The 19,693-nt window shown below is 67.9% G+C and carries 20 protein-coding genes and 1 pseudogene; 13 read left to right on the top strand and 8 right to left on the bottom strand.

Features of this window, described 5'->3' with window-relative positions; all coding sequences use genetic code 11:
• Window positions 1-4: 4 nt before the first annotated feature.
• Window positions 5-484: a hypothetical protein gene (locus LXN00_RS04140; protein ID WP_234505228.1), complete on the bottom strand. Its 480-nt coding sequence runs from the start codon at window positions 482-484 to the stop codon at window positions 5-7.
• Between the two features lie 70 nt (window positions 485-554).
• Between LXN00_RS04140 and LXN00_RS04135 the strand changes: the two genes are divergently transcribed.
• Complete coding sequence (locus LXN00_RS04135) at window positions 555-1,007, top strand: EVE domain-containing protein (RefSeq protein ID WP_234505226.1); 453 nt, start codon at window positions 555-557, stop codon at window positions 1,005-1,007.
• Here LXN00_RS04135 and LXN00_RS04130 read toward each other — a convergent pair.
• Window positions 982-2,202, bottom strand: coding sequence for a type II secretion system F family protein (locus tag LXN00_RS04130; RefSeq protein WP_234505224.1), 1,221 nt, complete (start codon window positions 2,200-2,202; stop codon window positions 982-984). The two genes, LXN00_RS04135 and LXN00_RS04130, sit on opposite strands and share 26 nt — an antisense overlap.
• On the opposite strand from LXN00_RS04130, the gene LXN00_RS04125 reads away from it, so the two are divergent.
• Window positions 2,201-2,794, top strand: coding sequence for an L-threonylcarbamoyladenylate synthase (locus LXN00_RS04125; protein ID WP_234505222.1), 594 nt, complete (start codon window positions 2,201-2,203; stop codon window positions 2,792-2,794). The two genes, LXN00_RS04130 and LXN00_RS04125, sit on opposite strands and share 2 nt — an antisense overlap.
• Window positions 2,787-3,308 carry an SMC-Scp complex subunit ScpB gene (gene scpB, locus LXN00_RS04120; RefSeq protein WP_234505220.1) on the top strand — a complete coding sequence of 174 codons (522 nt, stop codon included), beginning with the start codon at window positions 2,787-2,789 and terminating at the stop codon, window positions 3,306-3,308. Before LXN00_RS04125 ends, scpB begins: the two co-directional genes overlap by 8 nt.
• Here the strand turns inward: scpB and LXN00_RS04115 are convergent.
• Window positions 3,255-4,331: a PIG-L deacetylase family protein gene (locus LXN00_RS04115; protein WP_234505218.1), complete on the bottom strand. Its 1,077-nt coding sequence runs from the start codon at window positions 4,329-4,331 to the stop codon at window positions 3,255-3,257. The genes scpB and LXN00_RS04115 overlap by 54 nt on opposite strands.
• A gap of 33 nt (window positions 4,332-4,364) precedes the next feature.
• On the opposite strand from LXN00_RS04115, the gene LXN00_RS04110 reads away from it, so the two are divergent.
• Window positions 4,365-4,988, top strand: a complete 624-nt coding sequence (locus LXN00_RS04110) for a GNAT family N-acetyltransferase (protein ID WP_234505216.1) — start codon at window positions 4,365-4,367, stop codon at window positions 4,986-4,988.
• Here LXN00_RS04110 and LXN00_RS04105 read toward each other — a convergent pair.
• A complete protein-coding gene (locus LXN00_RS04105; RefSeq protein WP_234505214.1) occupies window positions 4,985-5,305 on the bottom strand; it encodes a heavy metal-binding domain-containing protein in 321 nt (106 codons plus the stop codon). The genes LXN00_RS04110 and LXN00_RS04105 overlap by 4 nt on opposite strands.
• A gap of 17 nt (window positions 5,306-5,322) precedes the next feature.
• On the opposite strand from LXN00_RS04105, the gene LXN00_RS04100 reads away from it, so the two are divergent.
• The 6 genes from LXN00_RS04100 to LXN00_RS04075 all read left to right on the top strand — a co-directional run bounded on the left by LXN00_RS04100 (window position 5,323) and on the right by LXN00_RS04075 (window position 13,907).
• Complete coding sequence (locus LXN00_RS04100; RefSeq protein WP_234505213.1) at window positions 5,323-7,545, top strand: DEAD/DEAH box helicase; 2,223 nt, start codon at window positions 5,323-5,325, stop codon at window positions 7,543-7,545.
• Window positions 7,546-7,651: 106 nt separating this feature from the next.
• A complete protein-coding gene (locus tag LXN00_RS04095) occupies window positions 7,652-8,125 on the top strand; it encodes a hypothetical protein (protein WP_234505210.1) in 474 nt (157 codons plus the stop codon).
• 51 nt (window positions 8,126-8,176) lie between these two features.
• Window positions 8,177-8,575 carry a hypothetical protein gene (locus tag LXN00_RS04090; protein WP_039455777.1) on the top strand — a complete coding sequence of 133 codons (399 nt, stop codon included), beginning with the start codon at window positions 8,177-8,179 and terminating at the stop codon, window positions 8,573-8,575.
• Between the two features lie 2 nt (window positions 8,576-8,577).
• Window positions 8,578-11,172: an adenylate/guanylate cyclase domain-containing protein gene (locus LXN00_RS04085; RefSeq protein WP_234505205.1), complete on the top strand. Its 2,595-nt coding sequence runs from the start codon at window positions 8,578-8,580 to the stop codon at window positions 11,170-11,172.
• Window positions 11,151-12,884: a DNA primase gene (gene dnaG / locus LXN00_RS04080; RefSeq protein ID WP_234505202.1), complete on the top strand. Its 1,734-nt coding sequence runs from the start codon at window positions 11,151-11,153 to the stop codon at window positions 12,882-12,884. The genes LXN00_RS04085 and dnaG overlap by 22 nt, the downstream gene beginning before the upstream one ends.
• Before the next feature lie 39 nt (window positions 12,885-12,923).
• Window positions 12,924-13,907 carry a malate dehydrogenase gene (locus LXN00_RS04075; RefSeq protein ID WP_234505200.1) on the top strand — a complete coding sequence of 328 codons (984 nt, stop codon included), beginning with the start codon at window positions 12,924-12,926 and terminating at the stop codon, window positions 13,905-13,907.
• Here LXN00_RS04075 and LXN00_RS04070 read toward each other — a convergent pair.
• The gene (locus tag LXN00_RS04070; protein WP_234505197.1) at window positions 13,904-14,368 is read right to left on the bottom strand and encodes a phosphoribosyltransferase; all 465 of its coding nucleotides are present in this window, start codon (window positions 14,366-14,368) and stop codon (window positions 13,904-13,906) included. The two genes, LXN00_RS04075 and LXN00_RS04070, sit on opposite strands and share 4 nt — an antisense overlap.
• Entirely contained in the window at window positions 14,368-15,585 is a 1,218-nt protein-coding gene (locus tag LXN00_RS04065; protein WP_234505194.1) for an aspartate kinase, read from the bottom strand. Before LXN00_RS04065 ends, LXN00_RS04070 begins: the two co-directional genes overlap by 1 nt.
• 88 nt (window positions 15,586-15,673) lie before the next feature.
• Between LXN00_RS04065 and LXN00_RS04060 the strand changes: the two genes are divergently transcribed.
• From LXN00_RS04060 to LXN00_RS04050, 3 genes are read left to right on the top strand one after another with little or no spacing between them, the layout of a single operon-like run.
• A complete protein-coding gene (locus tag LXN00_RS04060) occupies window positions 15,674-16,807 on the top strand; it encodes a class I SAM-dependent methyltransferase (protein WP_234505191.1) in 1,134 nt (377 codons plus the stop codon).
• Window positions 16,804-18,120 (top strand): RNA polymerase sigma factor RpoD, encoded by a 1,317-nt coding sequence (gene rpoD / locus LXN00_RS04055; protein ID WP_039455765.1) that lies wholly within the window; start codon window positions 16,804-16,806, stop codon window positions 18,118-18,120. Before LXN00_RS04060 ends, rpoD begins: the two co-directional genes overlap by 4 nt.
• 43 nt (window positions 18,121-18,163) lie before the next feature.
• Window positions 18,164-18,748, top strand: a complete 585-nt coding sequence (locus LXN00_RS04050) for a hypothetical protein (protein WP_234505189.1) — start codon at window positions 18,164-18,166, stop codon at window positions 18,746-18,748.
• Here the strand turns inward: LXN00_RS04050 and LXN00_RS04045 are convergent.
• Both LXN00_RS04045 and LXN00_RS04040 read right to left on the bottom strand, forming a co-directional pair.
• On the bottom strand, window positions 18,732-19,238 hold the full coding sequence (locus LXN00_RS04045) for a 2'-5' RNA ligase family protein (protein ID WP_234505186.1): 507 nt from the start codon (window positions 19,236-19,238) through the stop codon (window positions 18,732-18,734). The genes LXN00_RS04050 and LXN00_RS04045 overlap by 17 nt on opposite strands.
• 250 nt (window positions 19,239-19,488) lie before the next feature.
• Window positions 19,489-19,693: pseudogene (locus tag LXN00_RS04040) on the bottom strand (IS5/IS1182 family transposase); the annotation flags it as partial.

Below are 19,693 nucleotides of genomic sequence, written 5' to 3'. Positions count from 1 at the left end.
AAGGCTACCAAGCGGGGTCGCAGAAGGCCGAGGCGTCCGGATAGACGGGGTTTCCCGCCACAAAGGGCCCGGCAAGCCCCCCGGTGAAGCCGCGCAACCAAAGCCGCCGGGGAGGCAGGTTGGGCTCCACGCCAATCCCCTGGGGCGCCACGGCCCCTTGGGGGGAGGTGGCGGAAACCGCCTGGATGACCCCTTCCGGCGTCACCTCCACGAAGCCCCGGACAAGCCCCCCGTAGATGGGGCCTCTAAGGGTCGCCCGCTCCTCGGGCCGGGCGTTTTCGGGGTGGACCCCTTCGGGAAGCCAGTAGAACTCCAGCCTGTCCAGCCTGCCCTCCAGGTAGAAGCGATAGTCCAGGCGGGTGTTGGCATAGGCGCAGTAGGTGGACTGCGTCCTAAGGTCCGAGATCCGGTGGCCCGGGTAGACCACCTCCAGGGTCAGGGAACAAGCCGCCAAGAAGGGGAGAAAGAGGAGAAGCGTCCGCATATTCCCATCCTCTCCCCTCCCCCCCTTTCCCTGCTTTGCCCAGGCTAAAGGGGGCTTTAGACTGGGCGGCATGGCCTACTGGCTTTTGAAGTCCGAGCCCGAGGTGTATAGCATAGAGGACCTCAGGCGGGAAGGGCAGGCCATCTGGGACGGGGTGCGGAACTACCAGGCCCGGAACTTCCTTCTAAGGATGCAACCGGGGGACCTCTGCTTCTTCTACCACTCGGGCGCCAACCCCCCGGGGATCGCCGGGCTCTGCCGGGTGGTGCGCACGGGGATCCCCGACCCCACGCAGTTTGACCCCCGTAGCCCCTACCACGACCCCAAGGCCACCCCGGAGCGGCCCCGTTGGTACACGGTGGAGGTGGCCTTCCTCGAGGCCTGGCCCCTCATTCCCTTGGCCGAGCTCAAGGCCTGCTTCCCCCCCGACCACCCCCTCGTGAAAAAGGGGAACCGGCTTTCCGTGATGCCGGTCCCCCCGGAGGTGGCAGCGAGGCTTATTGCGCGGAGAGGGTGCCGATGATCTTGAAAAGCGGCAGGAACATCCCGGCCACGATCATGCCCACGATCACGCCCAGGAAGATGATCATGAGGGGCTCAATGGCCGCGGTGAGGCTCGCCACCGTCTCGTCCACCTCCCGCTCGTAGAAGTCCGCCAGCTTGTTGAGCATGGTGTCCAAGGCTCCCGTCTCCTCGCCGATGGCCACCATGGAGCTCACCATGGGGGGGAAGATGAAGGGGTGCTGGGCCAGGGTGAGGTTCAAGGGGTCGCCCTGCTGGATCCTCTGCTTGGCCGCCTCCACGATCTCCTCCACCACCACGTTCCCCGCCGTACCCTTGGTGATGTCCAAAGACTCCACGATGTTCACCCCGCTCCCCAGAAGGAGGGCCAGGGTGCGGGAGAAGCGGGCCACGGCCGTCTTGCGGTTCAGGCTACCGAAGACAGGGATGCGGAGCTTGATCCGGTCAATGACCTTCCGCCCCTGCGGGGTGCTGTAGTACCAGCGGTAGACGAAGAAGAGGACCACCGCCAGAAGGAGGAGGGGCAGGGTGGCCGCCCGAAGCAGGTTGGAAACGGCGATGAGGAAGCGGGTAAGGAGGGGAAGCTCCGAGCCCAGGTCCGTGAGGATCTGGGCGAACTGGGGCACGATGCCCGTGAGGAGGAAGTAGGCCACGCCCACGGCGAAGACGAAGACGATGACCGGGTAGGTCATGGCGCTTCTGATCTTGCCCCTTAGCTCCAGCTCCTTCTCCAAGAAGGTGGCGAGGCGGTCCAGGATCACGTCCAAGCCCCCCGAGGTCTCCCCCGCCCGCACCAGGTTCACGTAAAGCCGGGAGAAGAGCTTGTGCTTGGCTAAGGCCTCGGAAAAAGCCATGCCGCCTTCAATGTCCGCCCGCACCTGCTTGAGGATTTCCCGGAACTTCTTGTTTTCCGTCTGCCTTTCCAGGATGGCCAGGGACTGGAGGAGGGTGAGGCCTGCCCCCAGCATGGTGGCGAGCTGCCGGGAGAAGATGGCCAGGTCCTTTAGCCCCGGCCCCCGCTCCAAAGCGGGAAGCCGCACCTCGGCCCTAAGCCCCTTTCCCGGCTCCTTGATTTCGGCCACGAAAAGGCCCCGGTCGCGGAGGAGCCGGGCGGCGGTGCGCAGGTCCTCGGCCTCAATGGTGGCCTCCACCAGGCGGCCCTGCCGGTCGCGGGCCTTATACTGGTAGACTGGCATGGCAGAAGTATACCAAAGGGAACTGGAGGAAGCGGCCCGCACCCTAAGGGAGGGTGGGCTTGTGGCCTTCCCCACGGACACGGTCTTCGGGGTCCTCGCCCGCATGGAGGACGAGGCTGCCTGCCGCCGCATCTACGAGGTCAAGGGGCGGCCGGAGGAAAAGCCCTTACAGGTCCTGGTGGCGGACCTGGAAAGCGCCCTAAAGCTCGCCGAGCTAGGCCCCCTCGAGGCCAAGTTCCTGCGCCTGGCGGAGGCCTTCTGGCCCGGGGGGCTCACCGTGGTGGTGCCCGGGAAAAACATCCCCCCCTGGATCAGCAAGGACGGCTCCGTGGGCCTAAGGATGCCGGCCCACGAGGTCCTGCGGGCGCTTCTCCGCCAGGTTGGGGGCTACACCGCCGCCACCAGCCTGAACCGGAGCGGGGAAGCGCCGGTGCGCACGGCGGAGGAGGCGAAGGCCTTCGCCGTGGACTACATCTTCCCCGGGGAGGCGGGAGGGCTTGCCTCCAGCGTGGTGGACCTGCGCACGGGGGAGGTCCTAAGGGAAGGGGCCATCCCCAAGGAGGCCCTTCTCCCCTACCTCAGGGATGCTTAGCCTGAAGGCGGAAATCCTCGCCGTCCTCTTCGCCGCGGGCAGGCCCGTGGGCCTCAAGGAGCTTCGCGCCCTGGGCCACCCGGAGGAAGGGATCCTTCGGGCCCTCAAGGCCTTGGAGGCCGACCTGGCGGAGGGCCACCTGGGGGTGGCCCTGGAGCGGGTGGCCGGGGGATGGCGGCTCGTGGTGCACGAGAAGGCGCTTCCCGCCGTGGAGAAGGTGCTTAAGCCGAGCCCCCCCAGGCTCTCCCGGGCGGCCCTGGAGGTCCTCGCCCTCATCGCCTACCACCAGCCCGTGGCCCGGGCGGAACTGGAGGCCATGCGGGGCAAAAGCGTGGAGGGCGTCCTGGAAAGCCTCCTGGAAAGGGGGCTAATCCGGGTGGTGGGGGAGAAGGAGGCCCCGGGCCGGCCCAAGCTCTACGGCACCACGGAGCGCTTCCTGGAGGTCTTCGGCCTGGAGAGCCTAGAGGACCTCCCGCCCCTCGAGGACGGCCCACCCCTCCTCCTCCGCGGCTAAGGCTTCCTTGGCGGGGATGGGCAAGGGGCTAAAGAGCTCGTTCTGGCGCACGAAGGCCAGGAGAAACCGCCCCAAAAGGCGCATCTGGCTCCGGTGGGCCCGGATGGCCCTCTCCTTCAGGCGCACCTCCGCTTCCGTGAGGGGAAAGCGCCGCCAGGGAAGCCCCCTTCCCCTAGGCGGCGGGTAGAGGGGAAGCCGGGGGTGGAGGCCCTTGGGCAGGGGGTACTGGTACCCCCCGTGGATCACGTAGTACTCCAAAAGCCCCTCCATCCCCAAGGCCGCCGCCGCCTGCATGCCGAAGTAGGCGGTGGCCTGGTGGTCCCGGTGGGCGTCCAGGGGGCTTGGCAGGAGGATGCGGCTTGGCCTAAGCGCCCGCAAGAGCTCCAGCAAGACCCCCTCCAGGGCCTTTCCCGTATAGGGGAGCCCGGGGCGGTAACACCCGGGGTAGGCCACGGCCTTTAGGCCGGTGTAGGGGCTTTCCCAGGGCAGGTAGTAGTGGGTGGTGAAGAGGGCGAAAAGCCCCTGGTCGGGAAAGCCCAGAAAGATGGCGCTTTCCCGCGGAAGCCCCAGGGCCTCGAGGCCCCGCCAGGCCTCCACCATGCGCCTTAAGGCCAAGCGGCGCATGGCTTCCTGGGAGGGCAAGGGGCTACCCGCCGCCAGGTCAAAGGCGTCCCCCGAGGTGAGGTAGACCACCGTGACCCGCCCGCCCCGGAGGGCCACCCGGCGCATGCGCCCCGCCGCCGCCAACACCTCGTCGTCGGGATGGGGGGCGAGGACGAGGAGGTGCTCCTCCCCCGGCTCCTCCGCCACGGGAAGCCCCCGGGTCCTCAAGGAGGCGAAAAAAGCGTGGTAGTAGGCGAAGAGGAAGCGCCCGTTGATGAAGGCCCAAACCCCCAAGGCCGCCAGGAGGACCGCCACCCGTTCCGCCCAAACGAGCCCCAGCCAAAGCCTCAGGGCCTCCGCCAGGGCGAAATAGGCGAGGAGAAGAAGGAGAAGCCACTGCCACGGGGCCAGACGGCGCACGAGGGGCATTCTACCCGGGGGTAGACTGGAACCGTGCCCAAGGTGCGGCGGGCCACGCCCCAAGACCTCCCCGCCATCGCCCGCATCTCCCACCAAACCCTCCTTCTGGGCAGGGAGGGCAGGCAGGTCTTCCCCAGCGAGACCCTTTGGGGGGAGCTCTTCGTGGCCCCTTACCTCAGGCGGGGGTGTTGCAACCTGGTGGCCGAGGAAGGGGGGGAGGTGGTGGGCTATATCCTCGGGGCCTGCTCCGATCGGGCGCTCCTCCTTGACCTCCTCCCCCGGCTACCCCTTCTCCTCCTCAGGCTCCTCCTCGGCCGCTACGGCCCCACCCTGCCCCACCTCCGCTACCTCCTCCGCCTCCTCCTTTTCCCAGGCCCGAAGGCCCCCAAGGACCGCTACCCCGCCCACCTGCATATCTCCGTGCGCCCCGAGGCCCAGGGCCACGGGGCGGGCCGGGCCCTCCTCGCCGCCTTCTTGGACTGCCTCAAGGAAAAAGGGGTGCCCGGGGTGCAGCTTTCCACCACCCGCGCCAACCAAGCCGCCCGCAAGCTCTACCGGAGCCTAGGCTTCCGCCTCTACGCCAAGCGGGCCACCCCCTTCTGGGCCCCCTACCACGGCCACCCCGTGATCCACGAGGTCTGGGTGAGGCAGCTTTAGGCAAGGCGCACAGCGGTGCCGCTTACGGTGACCATGAGCATGGAGTTGCCCTGGCCCAGGACCTCGTAGTCCACGTCTATGCCCACCACGGCGTCCGCCCCAAGCCGCCTGGCCGCCTCCGCCAGCTCCGCTAAAGCGATCTCCCGCGCCCGTTTGAGCTCGGCCTCGTAGGCCCCGCTCCGGCCGCCCACGATGTCCCGGATCTGGGCGAAAAGGTCCCGGAAAAGGTTGGCGCCCACGATGGCCTCGCCGAAAACCACGCCCAAGTAGGCCTCAATCCGGTGCCCTTCCACGTCTGGGGTAGTGGTGAGGATCATGGGCCCATAATAAGGGGGTGCTGCCCGAAGCCCTCAGGGGGTGGGAGAGCTACCGGGAGTGGCTCGAGGCCGACCCCGAGTTCCAGGGGCGCATCGTCTTCGCCCGCCTCCTTCCCCGAAGACCCCCGGAAAGGGTGGCGCCCCAGGGGCCCTTCGCTGGGGTCTTGGAAGCCTTGGGGCTCATGCCCTTCCGCCACCAGCAGGAAGCCTTGGACCTGGTGGCGGCGGGCCGAAACCTGGTCATGGCCTACTCCACCGCCGCCGGCAAGAGCCTCGTCTTCCAAATCCCCGTGCTCAAGGCCGCCCTAGAAGGGGAAACGAGCCTCCTCCTCTTCCCCACCAAGGCCCTAGCCCACGACCAGCTCCGGCGCCTTAGGGCCATGGCGGAGGCCCTGGGGGCAAAAGGGGTCTACCCCTACGACGGGGACACCCCGGGAAGCACCCGGAAACGGGCGCGGGAAGAAGGCCAGGTCCTCCTCTCCAACCCCGATATGCTCCACTTCGGCCTCCTGCCCCGGCACGGGGAGTGGGCCCCCTTCCTTGCCCGCCTCCGCTACATCGTCCTGGACGAACTCCACGCCTACCGGGGGGTTTTCGGCACCCACGTGGCCCTGGTCCTCTTCCGCCTCCTCCGCCTCGCCCGCCACTACGGGGCGAACCCCCAGGTCATCGCCGCCAGCGCCACCATCGGCAACGCCCGGGAACATGCGGAAAACCTCACGGGCCTTCCCTTCGCCGAACTCAAGGAGGAGGTGGCCCGTTCGGAAAGGGAACTCCTGGTCCTCCTGCCCAAGCCCCTAGACCGCAAAGGGGAAAGGCGGCGAAGCCCCCTCCTCGAGGCCGCCTACCTGGCCCGGGCCCTGGCGGAAGGGGGGCTTAGGGCCCTGGTTTTCGCCAACGCCCGCAAAAGCGCCGAGCTCATCGCCCGCTACGCCGCCCACCCCGGGGTCAGGCCCTACCGGGCGGGCTACACCGCCCGGGAAAGGCGGAAGCTGGAGGAGGCCCTGAAGGAGGGGGCGGTGCGGGTCCTGGTGAGTACCAGCGCCCTGGAGCTCGGGGTGGACATCGGGGAGCTGGACGCCGTGGTCCTGGTGGGCTACCCCGGCTCGGTTTCCGCCTTCTGGCAGCGGGCAGGGCGGGCGGGGCGGGGGGAGCGGCGGGCCCTGGTGGTCTACATCCCCCGGGAAGACCCCCTGGACGAGTACTTCCTCCACCGCCCCGAGCTCCTCCTGGAAACCCCCCCCGAGATGGCGGTGGCCGACCCCAAGAACCCCGTCCTCTGCCCCCTGCACCTCCACGCCGCCGCCTGGGAGATGCCCCTTTCGCGGGAGGAGGTGCTTTGCCGGGAGGCCCTGGCGGAACTCCAGGAGAAGGAGGGCCGCTTTTACACCCAAAGGAGGCGGCCCCACCGGGCGCTCTCCTTGAGGGGCCTTGGGGCCACCTTCACCCTGAGGGGCCCAGAAGGGGAGGTGCTGGGCTACCTGGACGAGCGCCAGGCCTACTGGGAAGCCCACCCCGGGGCCATCTACCTCCACGGGGGGGAAAGCTACCTGGTGCGGAACGTGGACCCCTCGAGACGGGAAATCTGGCTCCTCCCCGCCCTGGAGGACTACTACACCGAGCCCCGGGCGGAAACGGACCTGGAGGTCCTCACCGGGGAGCCCGTAGGCCAGGGGGTCTGGGTGGGGAAGGTGGTCATCCGGGAACGGGTGGTGGGTTACGTGAAGAAGCGCTTCTTCACGGGAAGCGTCCTGGAGGAGGTGCCCTTGGAGCTTCCCGAGGTCTCCTTCCCCACGGAGGCCCTTTGGTTCCACCCCCCGGAGGCGGTGCCCCCCCACCAGATCCCCGGGGGGATCCACGCCCTGGAGCACGCCATGATCGGCCTCCTGCCCCTTTTCGTCCTGGCGGAACGGCAGGACATCGGGGGGCTCTCCTACCCCTTCTACCCCAGGCCCCTCCCTTCCGGCGCCGGCCCCACCGTCTTCATCTACGACGGCTACCCCGGCGGGGTGGGCTACGCCCGGGCCGCCGCCCGCCGCTTTCCCGAGTGGGTACGGGCCACCCTGGAACTCCTCAAGCGTTGCCCCTGCGAGGAGGGCTGCCCCCGGTGCGTCCTCTCCCCCAAGTGCGGGAACGGCAACCAGTACCTGGACAAGAAGGCGGCCCTCCACCTGGCCCAGGCCCTGGCCTGGCGGCAAGCGTGGGACCTTGACAGGGCTCCTGGGCGAACTCTAAACTAAAGCCATAAAGCGTTTAAGGTTGCTTTTTATACCGGGTATTCTCCTAGCGGGCCTCCTCAGCGCCTGCACCCAAGGGCCATCCCTGAGCGCCCAGGACGTGGAGGCCATGGTGAAGCCCCTGGCTCCCTTGCTTGTGCCCGAAGCCCCCGAGCCCCAAGGAAGCTTAAGCCCGGCGGGCATCAGCCTCACCTTGACCAAGGCCTGCCCCGCCGGGGGGAGTCTGGCGGTCCAGCACAGCGCCGACTGGAGCGAAAACGGGGGGAGCTTCTCGGGGAGCCTCCAAGGGGAGCGGTGCGCCTTCGCCGAGCCCGAGCCGCTGGAGTACCGCAACCTTTCCCTCACGTACACCGGCTGGGCCCAAGGCACGGGGAGCGCGGCCTCCTTCGTTTACCGCCACCAAGGCCAGGGCCAAGCCATCTTCCGGGGCCAAACCTATAGCCTGCGGCTTTCCCTGGAAATTCGGGTCCAGGCCGTGTACGAGAACGGCTTCGCCCTAAGCTACACCCTCTCCGGCACCACCTGGGTGAACGGGCAGGCCTACCCCGTGGAAGAGCAGTTCACCCTCACCTACACCCCCTAATCCCCCAAAGCCGGCTTCCCAGGGGCCCTTCGGGGCCCTTAAACTTTTCCCATGGCCCCGGTGGAGGAAAGCCCCGAAACCTTTTACGCCCGCTTCCGGGAACACGCCATTTTGGCCCACCTTTTCCCCGAGCCCTGGGGGAGCCCCCTCCTCGAGGCCCTGGCGGAGGGCGTCCTGGTCTACGCCTTTGACCGGGGTGCCCCCCCGGCCCCCACGGGGCCCACCCGCGTCCTCCTCCACGGGGTGGTGGCGGAGGCCAGGCCCTTGGAAGGCGCCCCCTTCCTGGAACGAAAAAAGGACCGCTACCGCCTGGGCGGGGAGGCGGTGCCCCTAGGGGAAGGATTTTACCTCCTAAAGGCCCCCCTTCCCGTGGTGGTCCACGCCGAGGCTCCCCTGCCCCCCAAGGCCGAGGTCCTCCTCCACCCTCCCCTAATGCTCTTCCGGGAGTAGCCGTGCGCTGCGAGTGCGGGCACAAAAACCCCCCCGAGGCCCGGTTCTGCATGGCCTGTGGCCGTGCCCTAGGAGCCATCCTGCCCGAGGAGCGGCGCTTTGTCAGCGTGGTCTTCTTTGACCTGGTGGACTCCAGTCGGGGCTTCCAAGAAGGCCTGGACTCCGCCTACGCGCGGCTACAGGGGGCCCTGGAAGGGGCCGCCCGGGCCGCCCGGGCTCGAGGAGGCTTCGTCCACCGCTTCCTGGGGGACGGGATTTTGGTCCTCTTTGGGGCACCGCGGGCCAGGGGCCTGGAGCCCTGGCGGGCCTTGGAGGCCGCCCTGGACATGGTGAAGGCTTCCCCCTTTCCCGCCCGGGCCGGGGTGGCGAGCGGGGAGGTGCTCTGGGCCCCTTTGGGAAGCGGCCAAGCGGGGGAGCCCACGGCGGTGGGAAGCCCCGTGGTCCTGGCGGAGCGGCTTTCCAAACTGGCCGCCCCGGGGGAGGTCCTGGCGGACGCCACCACCCTGGCCCTGGCCCAGGGGGCCCGGGCGGAGTTCTTGGGCCACCGGGAGGCCCGGGGCCTGGGGGAGGTGCCGGTACACCGGGTACAGCGGGTGGAAATCGCCCTGGACCCCGAGGGACTGCGCCTCCTCCAGGAGGTGCGCCGCGCCCTGGCCCACCCCCCCGCCCGGCTCAACCTGGTGGGCCCCCCGGGAAGCGGCAAAAGCCTTCTTATAGAGAAGCTTTTGCAAAACCCTCCCTTTCCCGTGGCGCTCCTGGAGCGCATGGGCCCGGAAACCCCCTTGCGGGCAAGCCTCCGCCAGGCGGTGGAAGCCGCCTTGGGCGACCCCGATGCCCTCCTGGCCAAGGCGGGCCTCCCCGCCCCCCTCGCCCTGGCCTTCCGCTATAGCCTGGGCCTCCAGGGCCGCCCCCCTTGGCCCCGCGAGGACCTGGAGGCGGCCATCCTCGAGGCCTGGAAGCGGCTTTTGGCCAGCTTGGAAAGGCCCCTCCTCGTGGTCCTCAAGGACCTCCACACCCCCGACCGCACCCTGGAGCGCTTCCTCCAAGGCGAGCTTCCCGAAAACCTCCTCCTCCTGGTGGAAAGCCGCCTTCCCCTCTTCGCCCCTAGCCTGGCCCTAAAGGGGAGGAAAGCGCCTCCCCTCCTCGCCCTCCAGCCCGCCCTGGACGCCCTGCCCCCGGGGGAGAGGCGGGCCCTTTTGGCCTACGGGGTCTTGGGGGAGGCCCCAGAAGCCTTGGTGAAGGAACTGGTGGGCCCCTTCTCCAAGGAGAGGCTCCTCCGGGAGGGCCTGTTGGAAGGGGAAAGCCCTTTGGCGGGGGTGCGGGAAGCCGCCCTGGCCCTGGTCCCCGAGGCCACGGCCAGGGCCTGGCACGGGGAGGCCGCCCGCTTTCACCTGGAAGCGCAGAACCTACCCCAGGCCGCTTTCCACCTGGCCCAGGCCGGGAAAGCCCTGGAAGCCGCCCAAATCCTCCGCTCCCTGGCCCAGTCCGCCTGGCGGGAAGGCCGCCCCGAAAGGGCCATCCCCCACTACCAGAAGGCCCTCCAAGTGGCCCCCCCGTCTTGGAAGGCGGTGTTGGCCCAAGAGCTTCAGGATGCCCGCGCCTCCTTGGGCCAAGGGGAGGAGGCCCGGGAAGGCCCCAGGTCCCAAGACCCCATCCTCCAAGCCTTCCGGGAAGCCAAGGACCCCCTAGACCTCCTCCCCCTCCTCCCCGGGCTCAAGCCCTACCCCTTGGAGGAAGCCCAGGCCCGCCTCCTCCTGGCCGGGGCCCTTTGGCGCCGCTTCCAGCCCCAGCGGGCCCTGGAGGTTCTAAGCCCCTTCCACCCCGCCTTACCCCCACCGCTCCACCTTCACCGCCGAAGCCTCCGGGCAGGGCTCCTCATGGACCTGGGCCGCTACCGGGAGGCGGAAACCCTTTTGGCGGAAGGGGGGGAAGGGGACCTCGAGGCCCAGGTGCGCTTCCGGGCCACCCGGTTGCGCCTCCTTCTGGAAACGGGCCACCTGCCCCAGGCCCTTTCGGAGGGGGAGGCCTACTACCGGGAAGCCCCCCACCCCTGGCTCGCCGCCGCCCTCCTCACCGCCTGGACCCTTAGGGGCCACTTCCGCGAGGACCTTTTCCAGGAGGCCCTCAAGCACCCGGACGGCCGGGGCCTCGCCGCCTTGGCCCTGGCCCATCACCGCTGGCAAAAGGGCCTGGACCCCGTGCCCTTTTTCAAAGAGGCCCTGCGGGAAGCCCGCCGCCTCGCCAACCCCTACGTCCACCACCTGGCCCTCACCTCCTTGGCCCTATACCTCTGGCCCACGGCGCCGAGGAAGGCCCAGGCCCTCTCCCAGCACCTCCTCTACCAGACCCACCGCACGGGCTTCGCCGTCCACCACGAGGCGGCAAGGCTTTTAAGGGCCCAACTGCTCCTGGAAAGCGGGGAGCCGGTGGAGCACCTCCTGGGCTTTACCCCCTCGGTCCCCCTCACCCGGGCCTGGCAGGGCCTGCTCGCCGGCGAACCCCCGGGACGGGAACTCCGGGGATACGGTATCCTGGGGAGGTGGGTCCAACACCTCTGGGCTGAGCGGGGGAAGGTATGGACACGGCGCAAGCGGTAGAGGCCATCAAGCGCCGCCTCTCCTTAAAGGAGGTGGTGGGGCGTTACGTGGCCTTAAAGCCCGCAGGCCGGGGGCGCTGGAAGGGCCTTTGCCCCTTCCACCAGGAGAAGACCCCTTCCTTCTACGTGGACGAGGAAAAGGGCCTCTTCCACTGCTTCGGCTGCAAGGCGGGCGGGGACCTGTTCGCCTTCGTGGAGCGCATAGAGGGCCTGGACTTCCCCCAAGCCCTAGAGCGCCTGGCGGAGGAGGCCGGGGTGGAGCTTCCCAAAAAGCCCGGCGCCCCGCAAAACCGCAAGGAGCTTCTGGAGGTATTGCGCCTGGCCCAGGCCTACTTCCAGGAAGGCCTCGCCGCCTCGGAGGAGGCCAAGGGCTACCTCCAAAACCGGGGCCTCACCGAGGAAAGCGTGGCCCGCTTTGGCCTGGGCTATGCCCCGGCCAAGGCCGATGGCCTTCTCACCCACCTCGTGCGCCACGGGGTGAGCCCGGAAGAGGGCGTAAAGGCTGGGGTGCTGGCGGAGAAGGACGGGCGCTTCTTTGACCGCTTCCGGCACCGCATCACCTTCCCCATCAAGGACCACCTGGGCCGCATCGTGGCCTTCACGGGAAGGGCCTTGGGGGAGGAAACCCCCAAGTACCTGAACTCCCCGGAAACCCCCCTTTTTCGCAAGCGGGAGGTCCTCTTCGCCTACCCCGAGGCCAGGGCCAGGCTCCGGGAGGGGCGGGCCATCGTGGTGGAGGGGCTTTTTGACGCCATCGCCCTGCACCAGATGGGCTTTGGCGAAACCGTGGCCGTGCTGGGCGCAGGCCTTTCCGAGGAACAGGCCAGGCTTTTGAAAAGCCAAGAGGTGCGGGAGGTCTACCTGGCCTTTGACGCCGACGAGGCGGGGCAGAAGGCCGCCTTGCAAAGCCTAGACCTGGAGATGGCCCGGCAGTTTCTCTTCTACGCCGTGCGCCTGCCCGTCAAAGACCCCGGGGAGCTCCTCAAGCGGGAAGATGGCCCCGCCCTTTTCCAAAGGGCCCTCGAGGAGGCGCTCCCCGAGGTGGAGTTCCGCTTCCAGGAAACCGCCAAGGGCCTAGACCTTTCCCGGCCCGAGCACAAGCGGAAGGTCCTCGAGGCCCTCACCCCGAGGATGCTTTCCCCCGAGCCCTTTGATCCCGTGGCCGAGCGGCTTAAGGCCCTGGTGGTGGAAAAGCTGGGCCTTTCCCCGAGGCAACTGGAGGAGTACCTGGCAAGCCGCAAACGAGGCCGGCCCGCCCCACCCCCGCCCCCCAAGGCCGAGCCCAAGGACCGGGCCCTCCTTTTAGAGCTGGACGTCATGGCCCTTCTCCTCTCCCTGCCCGAGGAGCGTTTCTCGGGTTGGGTTCTCTACGTTTCCGACCACGTCTGGCCCCCTGAGGGCTCCCTCCTCGCCGAGTTCCTGGACCTAGCCCGGCGGGAGCCCCGGCGGGACTACCTAAGGCAGGTGCTAAGCCGCAAGGAGGCGGGAGGGCTTTTCCTGGAAAAGCTCATGATGGCCCCGCCCCTGGAAGAGCCCCGCTTCCCCGAGATCATGGAAAAGACCCTGGCCCGCCTGCGGGAAGCCTACTACCTGGAAAGGCGGGCCAAGCTCAAGGCCCTTTTAGCCCAGGAACCCCGGCTGGAGCTCCTCAAGGAAATCCAGGAGCTGGACCAGGCCATAGAGGCGGAGCGGCGCATCTACCGGGGGCTTTAGCGTAAAATCCCCTTGGGCGTAAGCCCAAAGGAGGTACGCATGAAAAGCCCTGTTCGCGTGGCGGTCACCGGCGCCGCAGGCCAGATCGGTTATAGCCTCCTCTTCCGCATCGCCGCGGGGGAGATGCTGGGCAAGGACCAGCCCATCATCCTGCAGCTTCTGGAAATCCCCCAGGCCCTGAGAGCCCTGGACGGGGTCATCATGGAGCTGGAGGACTGCGCCTTCCCCCTCCTCGCCGGGGTGGTGGCCACCGACGACCCCAAGGTGGCCTTTAAGGACGCCGACTACGCCCTCCTGGTGGGGGCTGCTCCCCGCAAGGCGGGCATGGAGCGGCGCGACCTCCTGGAGATAAACGGCAAAATCTTCACCGAGCAAGGCCGGGCCCTGGCGGAGGTGGCCAAGAAGGACGTGAAGGTGCTGGTGGTGGGGAACCCCGCCAACACCAACGCCCTCATCGCCTACAAGAACGCCCCTGGCCTCAACCCCCGGAACTTCACCGCCATGACCCGCCTGGACCACAACCGGGCCAAGGCCCAACTGGCCAAGAAGACCGGGGTGGCCGTGGACCGCATCCGCCGCATCGCCGTCTGGGGCAACCACTCCTCCACCATGTTCCCCGACCTCTTCCACGCCGAGGTGGACGGGAAGCCCGCCTTGGAGCTGGTGGACATGGAGTGGTACGAGAAGGAGTTCATCCCCACCGTGGCGGGGCGGGGGGCGGCCATCATCCAGGCCCGGGGGGCTTCTAGCGCCGCCAGCGCCGCCAACGCCGCCATTGAGCACATCCGCGACTGGGCCCTGGGCACGCCGGAAGGGGACTGGGTATCCATGGCCGTCCCCTCCCAAGGGGAGTACGGCATCCCCGAGGGCATCGTCTACTCCTTCCCCGTGACCGCCAAGGGCGGGGAGTACCGCATCGTGGAGGGGCTTAGCATCAACGAGTTCGCCCGCAAGCGCATGGAGATCACGGCCCAAGAGCTCCTGGACGAGATGGAGCAGGTGAAGGCTTTGGGCCTTATCTAATCCCTAAGCCAGACCTCGGGGGCCCACGGGTAGACCACCCAGGCCCCCGTTTCCTTGGCGTAGAAATCGGGTCGGTCCGGCACCTGGTTGCGGCCCGGTTTGAAGTGGAGGGTGGCCACCACGGGCACGCCCCCCGCCTTCCGGATGCGCCCCTTCACGGCGTAAGCGGTGCGGCCCGAGTCCCAGACATCGTCCACCACCAAGACCCGCTTGCCGAAGAGGAGGGGGTCAGGGGGGAACTGGAGGAAGACGGGCTCGGGAAGCGTTTCTTCCCCCTCGTAAAACATCACCGCCGCGGTGAGGATATTCCGGATGGAAAGGGCCTGGGCCAGAAGGGCGGCGGGGATGAGGCCTCCCCGGGCGATGCCCAGGAGGAGGTCAACGGGTTCATCCCGGAGCTTCTCGGCAAGGAGGCGGACCCAGGCGAGAAGCTCGTCCCACGAAAGCGCCTCCCGTTCCATCAGGGCTTGTCCAGCTCAAAGGCCTGGTGCACGGCGCGCAGGGCGGCCTCGGCGTACTCGGCGGGGATGATGACGGAGATGCGCACCTCGCTGGTGGCGATCATCTCAATGTTGGCCCCCGTGGAGGCCACCGCCTGGAACATCTTGGCGGGGATCTCCGGGGCCGAGGCGAGTCCCACCCCCACGATGGACACCTTGGCGATGTCCGGCCTGAGGATGGCCTCGCCGCCGATCTCGGCCAAGACGGGCTCTAGGGCCTCGAGGGCCTCCTGGGCGAAGTCCTTCTTCACGGTGAAGGCCATCTGCTGCCGGGAAGGGTCGTGGCCAGGCACCCCCTGGATGATCATGTCCACGGCGATGCCCCGTTCCGCCAAGGCCTGGAAGACCTTGGCGGCGATGCCCGGCTGGTCGGGAATGCCGATAAGCCCAATCTGGGCGTGGTCCAGGTCCAACGCCGCCCCCGTCACCGCCTTGCCCATCTCCATACTGACCTCCTTCACCAGGGTACCGGGATTGTAGGAAAAACTAGAGCGCACGTGGAGCACCACCCCGTAGCGCTTGGCGTAGTAGACCGCCCGGGGGTGAAGCACCCTCGCCCCCAAGGCTGCCATCTCCAGCATCTGGTCGTAGCCGATGACCTCCAGCTTCCGGGCCTCGGGGATCAGGTGGGGGTCCGTGGTGTAAACCCCTTCCGTGTCCGTGTAAATCTCGCACTCCTTGGCCCCCAAAGCGGCGGCGATGGCCACGGCGGTGGTGTCCGAGCCCCCCCGGCCCAGGGTGGTGATCTCCCCTTCCGGGGTGGTGCCCATAAAGCCAGCGATCACCGCCACGTAGCCCGCCTCCATAGCCTCCTGGATGCGCCTTGGGTCTACCTCGAGGATGCGGGCATCCCCGTAGCGCCCGTCGGTGGTGATGCCGATCTGGTGCTGCACAAACCCCTTGGCGGGGATGCCCATGGCCCAAAGCTGCATGGACAGGAGGGCCACGGAAACCTGCTCCCCCGTGGTGGTGAGGAGGTCCAGCTCGCGGAAAGGAGGTCTCGGGTTCACCCGCTTGGCCAGGGCGATGAGCTCGTCCGTGGTGTGCCCCATGGCCGACACCACCACCGCAAGTTTATGCCCCTTCTCCCGATAATGAGCGATGCGCTGGGCCACCTTGTGGATGCGCTCCAGGTCGCCCACGGAAGTGCCGCCGTACTTTTGAACCACCAGGGCCACGCTCGCCTCCTTCCCGCCCCTGGGGCGGTTTGAAAAGGAATGCTATCACATTTGCCCTTCCTTCCCAAGCCCCGTATCCTGAAAAGACGTGAGCCTGACCCTCGAGGCCTACCACCGCCTCACCCCCCTGCCCCGGGAAGGCGGCTTCCTCTACGTGAAGCCCGGGGCCCGCGGCTACCGGGACCCCGTCTACGAGGCCTTGCAGAAGGCCGTGGCCCCCTTCGGGGAGCGCGCCTTGGACCTGAACCCGGGGGTGGGCTGGGCGAGCCTCCCCCTGGAAGGGCGGATGGCGGTGGAAAGGCTAGAAACCTCCCGGGCCGCCTTCCGCTGCCTGGAACGAAGCGGCCTAAGGGCCCGCCTCGCCCCCCCATGGGAGGCGGAGGAAGGCGCTTACGATCTGGTGGTCCTCACTCTTCCCGCGGGCCGGGGCACCGCCTACGTGGAGGCCACCCTGGTGGCCGCCGCCCGGGCCCTGCGCCTTGGGGGGAGGGCGTACCTGGCGGGGGATAAGAACAAGGGCTTTGAGCGCTACTTCAAAGAGGCCAAGGCCCTTTTCGGGTACGGCGAGGTGATCCGGCGGGAAGGCCCGGTGCGGGTGGCCCTTCTGGAGAAGGAAAAGGAGGCCCCGCCCCTCCCCGCCCTCTGGCGGAGCTTCCAGGCCAGGCTTTTCGGGGAAACCTTCACCTTCCACCACCTCCCCGGGGTCTTTTCCGCCGGCAAGGTGGACCCCGCCTCCATCCTGCTCCTCCAAGCCCTCCGGAACGCCCTAGGCCCGGAAGGGGTGCGGGGCAAGCGGGTGCTGGACCTGGGGGCGGGCTACGGAGCCCTCACCTTGCCCCTCGCCCAGTGGGGTGGCGAGGTGACGGCGGTGGAGGACGATCTGGTCTCGGTACTCTCCCTAAACCGGAGCTTGGCGGAAAACCACCTCCAGGCGCGAGTCCTGCACTCGGACGTGGACGAGGCCTTGACGGAAGGGGAGCAGTTTGACATCATAGTTACGAACCCCCCTTTTCACGTGGGGGGTGCGGTCATCCTGGATGTGGCCCAGGCGTTCGTGGAAGCGGCGGCGGCCCGGCTAGCGCCGGGCGGTGGGTTTTTCCTGGTGGCTAACCCCTTTCTCAAGTACGAGCCCTTGCTGGAGGAGCGCTTCGGCGCCTTCAAAACCCTCTTGGTGAGGGAGTACAAGGTGCTTTACGCCAAAAAGGAGGGAGGACGGCGTTGAAAAAGGCCAAGACCAAGAAGACGAAGGTGCAGGAGACCGAGGCCAAGGACACCCTCACCGCCTTAGAAGCCCTTCCGGAGGCGGAGGCCCCGGGGGAGGACCTCGCCGACCTCCCCGACCCCGATCCCGAGCTCTTGGAAGCCGAGGGGGACCTCGCCCTTTTGGACGAAGGGCTGGACCTGGACGCCGACCTCCTCCTCCCCGAGGCGGAGGGTGAGGAGGTTTTTGAGGAGGCGGAGGAGGAGGAACTCGTCCTTCCCAAGGTTTCCACCTCCGACCCCGTGCGCCAGTACCTGCACGAGATCGGGCAGGTGCCCCTCCTCACCCTGGAAGAGGAGATTGAGCTCGCAAGGAAGGTGGAGGAGGGCATGGAGGCCATCAAGAAGCTCTCCGAAGCCACGGGGCTGGACCAGGACCTCATCCGCGAGGTGGTGCGGGCCAAGATCCTGGGCACCGCCCGCATCCAGGAAATCCCCGGCCTCAAGGGCAGGCTGGACCCCCAAACGGTGGAGGAGGTGGATCAGAAGCTAAAAAGCCTCCCCAAGGAGCTCAAGCGCTACCTGCACATCGCCCGGGAAGGGGAGGCGGCGCGGCAACACCTCATTGAGGCCAACCTGCGCCTCGTGGTCTCCATCGCCAAGAAGTACACGGGGCGGGGCCTATCGTTCCTTGACCTCATCCAGGAGGGTAACCAAGGCCTCATCCGGGCGGTGGAGAAGTTTGAGTACAAGCGCCGCTTCAAGTTCTCCACCTACGCCACCTGGTGGATCCGGCAGGCCATCAACCGGGCCATCGCCGACCAGGCCCGCACCATCCGCATCCCGGTCCACATGGTGGAGACCATCAACAAGCTCTCCCGCACCGCAAGGCAACTGCAGCAGGAGCTGGGCCGGGAGCCCACCTACGAGGAGATCGCCGAGGCCATGGGCCCGGGCTGGGACGCCAAGCGGGTGGAGGAAACCCTTAAAATCGCCCAGGAACCCGTGTCCCTGGAAACCCCCATCGGGGACGAGAAGGATAGCTTCTACGGCGACTTCATCCCCGACGAGCACCTTCCCTCCCCCGTGGAGGCGGCGGCGCAAAGCCTCCTTTCCGAGGAGCTGGAAAAGGCCCTCTCCAAGCTCTCCGAGCGGGAGGCCATGGTCCTCAAGCTCCGCAAGGGGCTCATTGACGGCCGGGAGCACACCCTCGAGGAGGTGGGGGCCTATTTCGGCGTGACCCGGGAAAGGATCCGGCAGATTGAGAACAAGGCCCTGAGGAAGCTCAAGTACCACGAGTCCCGCACGCGGAAGCTCCGGGACTTCCTGGACTGAGCCGCCTTCCCCCCAGGCGCTGGCCCCGCCTGGGGCCTTTTTTATGGACGCCACGGGCCTCGCCTTGGGCTTCCGCCTCCTTTCCGCCCTCACCTGGGGGTGGGGGACTTTCAGGGGCGGGACGGAGGCCAAAACCGCCCGCAGGCGGTGGTCCTCTGGACCTCCCCCCTGGGAGGGCTCCCCTTCCTGGCTTTGGCCGGGGCCTGCCAGGAGCCCTTCCACCCCCAGGACCTGCCCTTCGCCCTTTGGGGCGGGGCTTTGGGGGTGTGGCTGGCCTCGAGGCCCGAAGGGAGAACCAAGCCCCTGGGCCCTTCTCGCCGGGCTAAGCTTAGGCGGCTTCTACGTCCACATGGACCGGGTGGAAGGCCTCCCCTGGCCCGCCGCCTTGGGCAAGCTCACCGCCTTCGCCCTGGTCCTCCTCTTCTTTCCCCAGCCCAAGGTCCATCTTCCCAAGGCCGTCCCTCCCTGGGTCCTCCTCGCCGCCCAGGCGGGGCGGCTGGACGTGGCCGCCTCGGTTTCCTCCTTCTACCCCGCCACCACCGTGGCCTTGGCCTGGCTCTTCTTAGGGGAGCGCCTCGGCCCTGCCCGCGCCCTGGGGGTGCTCCTAAGCCTCATCGCCTTGGGTTAAGGAGGGGAAACCGCGCCACCTCCACGAGGTCTTCCCCCTCCCGATCCTTCACCAAGGCCACCTCCTTTACCCAAAAGGAACGCCGGGGCGGGGGGGGAAGCCCTTCCGCCAAGGTTTTGGCCTCCGCTTCGGAAAGCCCCAAGGCCAGGGTAATGTGGGGCAGGTAGCTCGGGCCCTCTATCTCCTTCAAGGGCGGGGCCAGGGGCTCCAGGGCGTGGTAAAGCCGGCGGAAAGGCGTGCCGCCGTAGGCCCGGAGGTAGACCACCCCCTGGGGGAAATAACCCCACTCGCCAAGCCGCAGCCGGAAGGGAGCGTGCCCCCGCAGGATGCCTTCCAAGGCGATCTTCAGGGCCTCCTCTTCATAGGGCCAATCAAAGGGCTGGCGCAGGTTCAGGTGGGGGGGGCCGAACCCCCGCACCCCGTGGTGAGCCTGCAAACCTTCCAAAAAGGCTCGCAGGTCAGGGGGCGGCCACACCAGCACCCCGTACACGCCGCCAGTATACCGGGAAGGCGAGGGCGGCCGAAGGCTTGGCCGGGTACAAGAAAAAGCCCTTTTCGGGACATATTACCCTTGACTTGTTTCATGATGGGGGTGTGAGCTAAGAGGCTGTCGTAAAACCCCTCCACGGCCAGCTACGCGGCCCTGGCCAGCCGCTTCACCAACAAGCGTAGCATGCCCAGATACACCCAGGCCTCGCTCATCCGAGGATTTTGCACAAGGTAGCCTGACGGCTGACCATAGTCCTTGGACAACCGCCGGTTCCGCCCAAGCCAGGCAAAGGTCCGCTCCACCACCCACCGCTTGGGCAAGGGCTTGAACCCCCTCTCCCGCGGAAGCTCCGGCGCCTCTTCCCCCTCCCGCACCCAGACCCCTCGCACCCCCGCGTAGGGACGGGCCACCACCTCAAGCTCCAGCCCCAGGGAAGAAGCGAGCCCCTTGAGGCC

Source organism: Thermus brockianus, from assembly GCF_021462505.1.
Taxonomy (GTDB): Bacteria; Deinococcota; Deinococci; order Deinococcales; family Thermaceae; genus Thermus; species Thermus hydrothermalis.
This window is presented reverse-complemented; position numbering and strand designations above follow the sequence as displayed.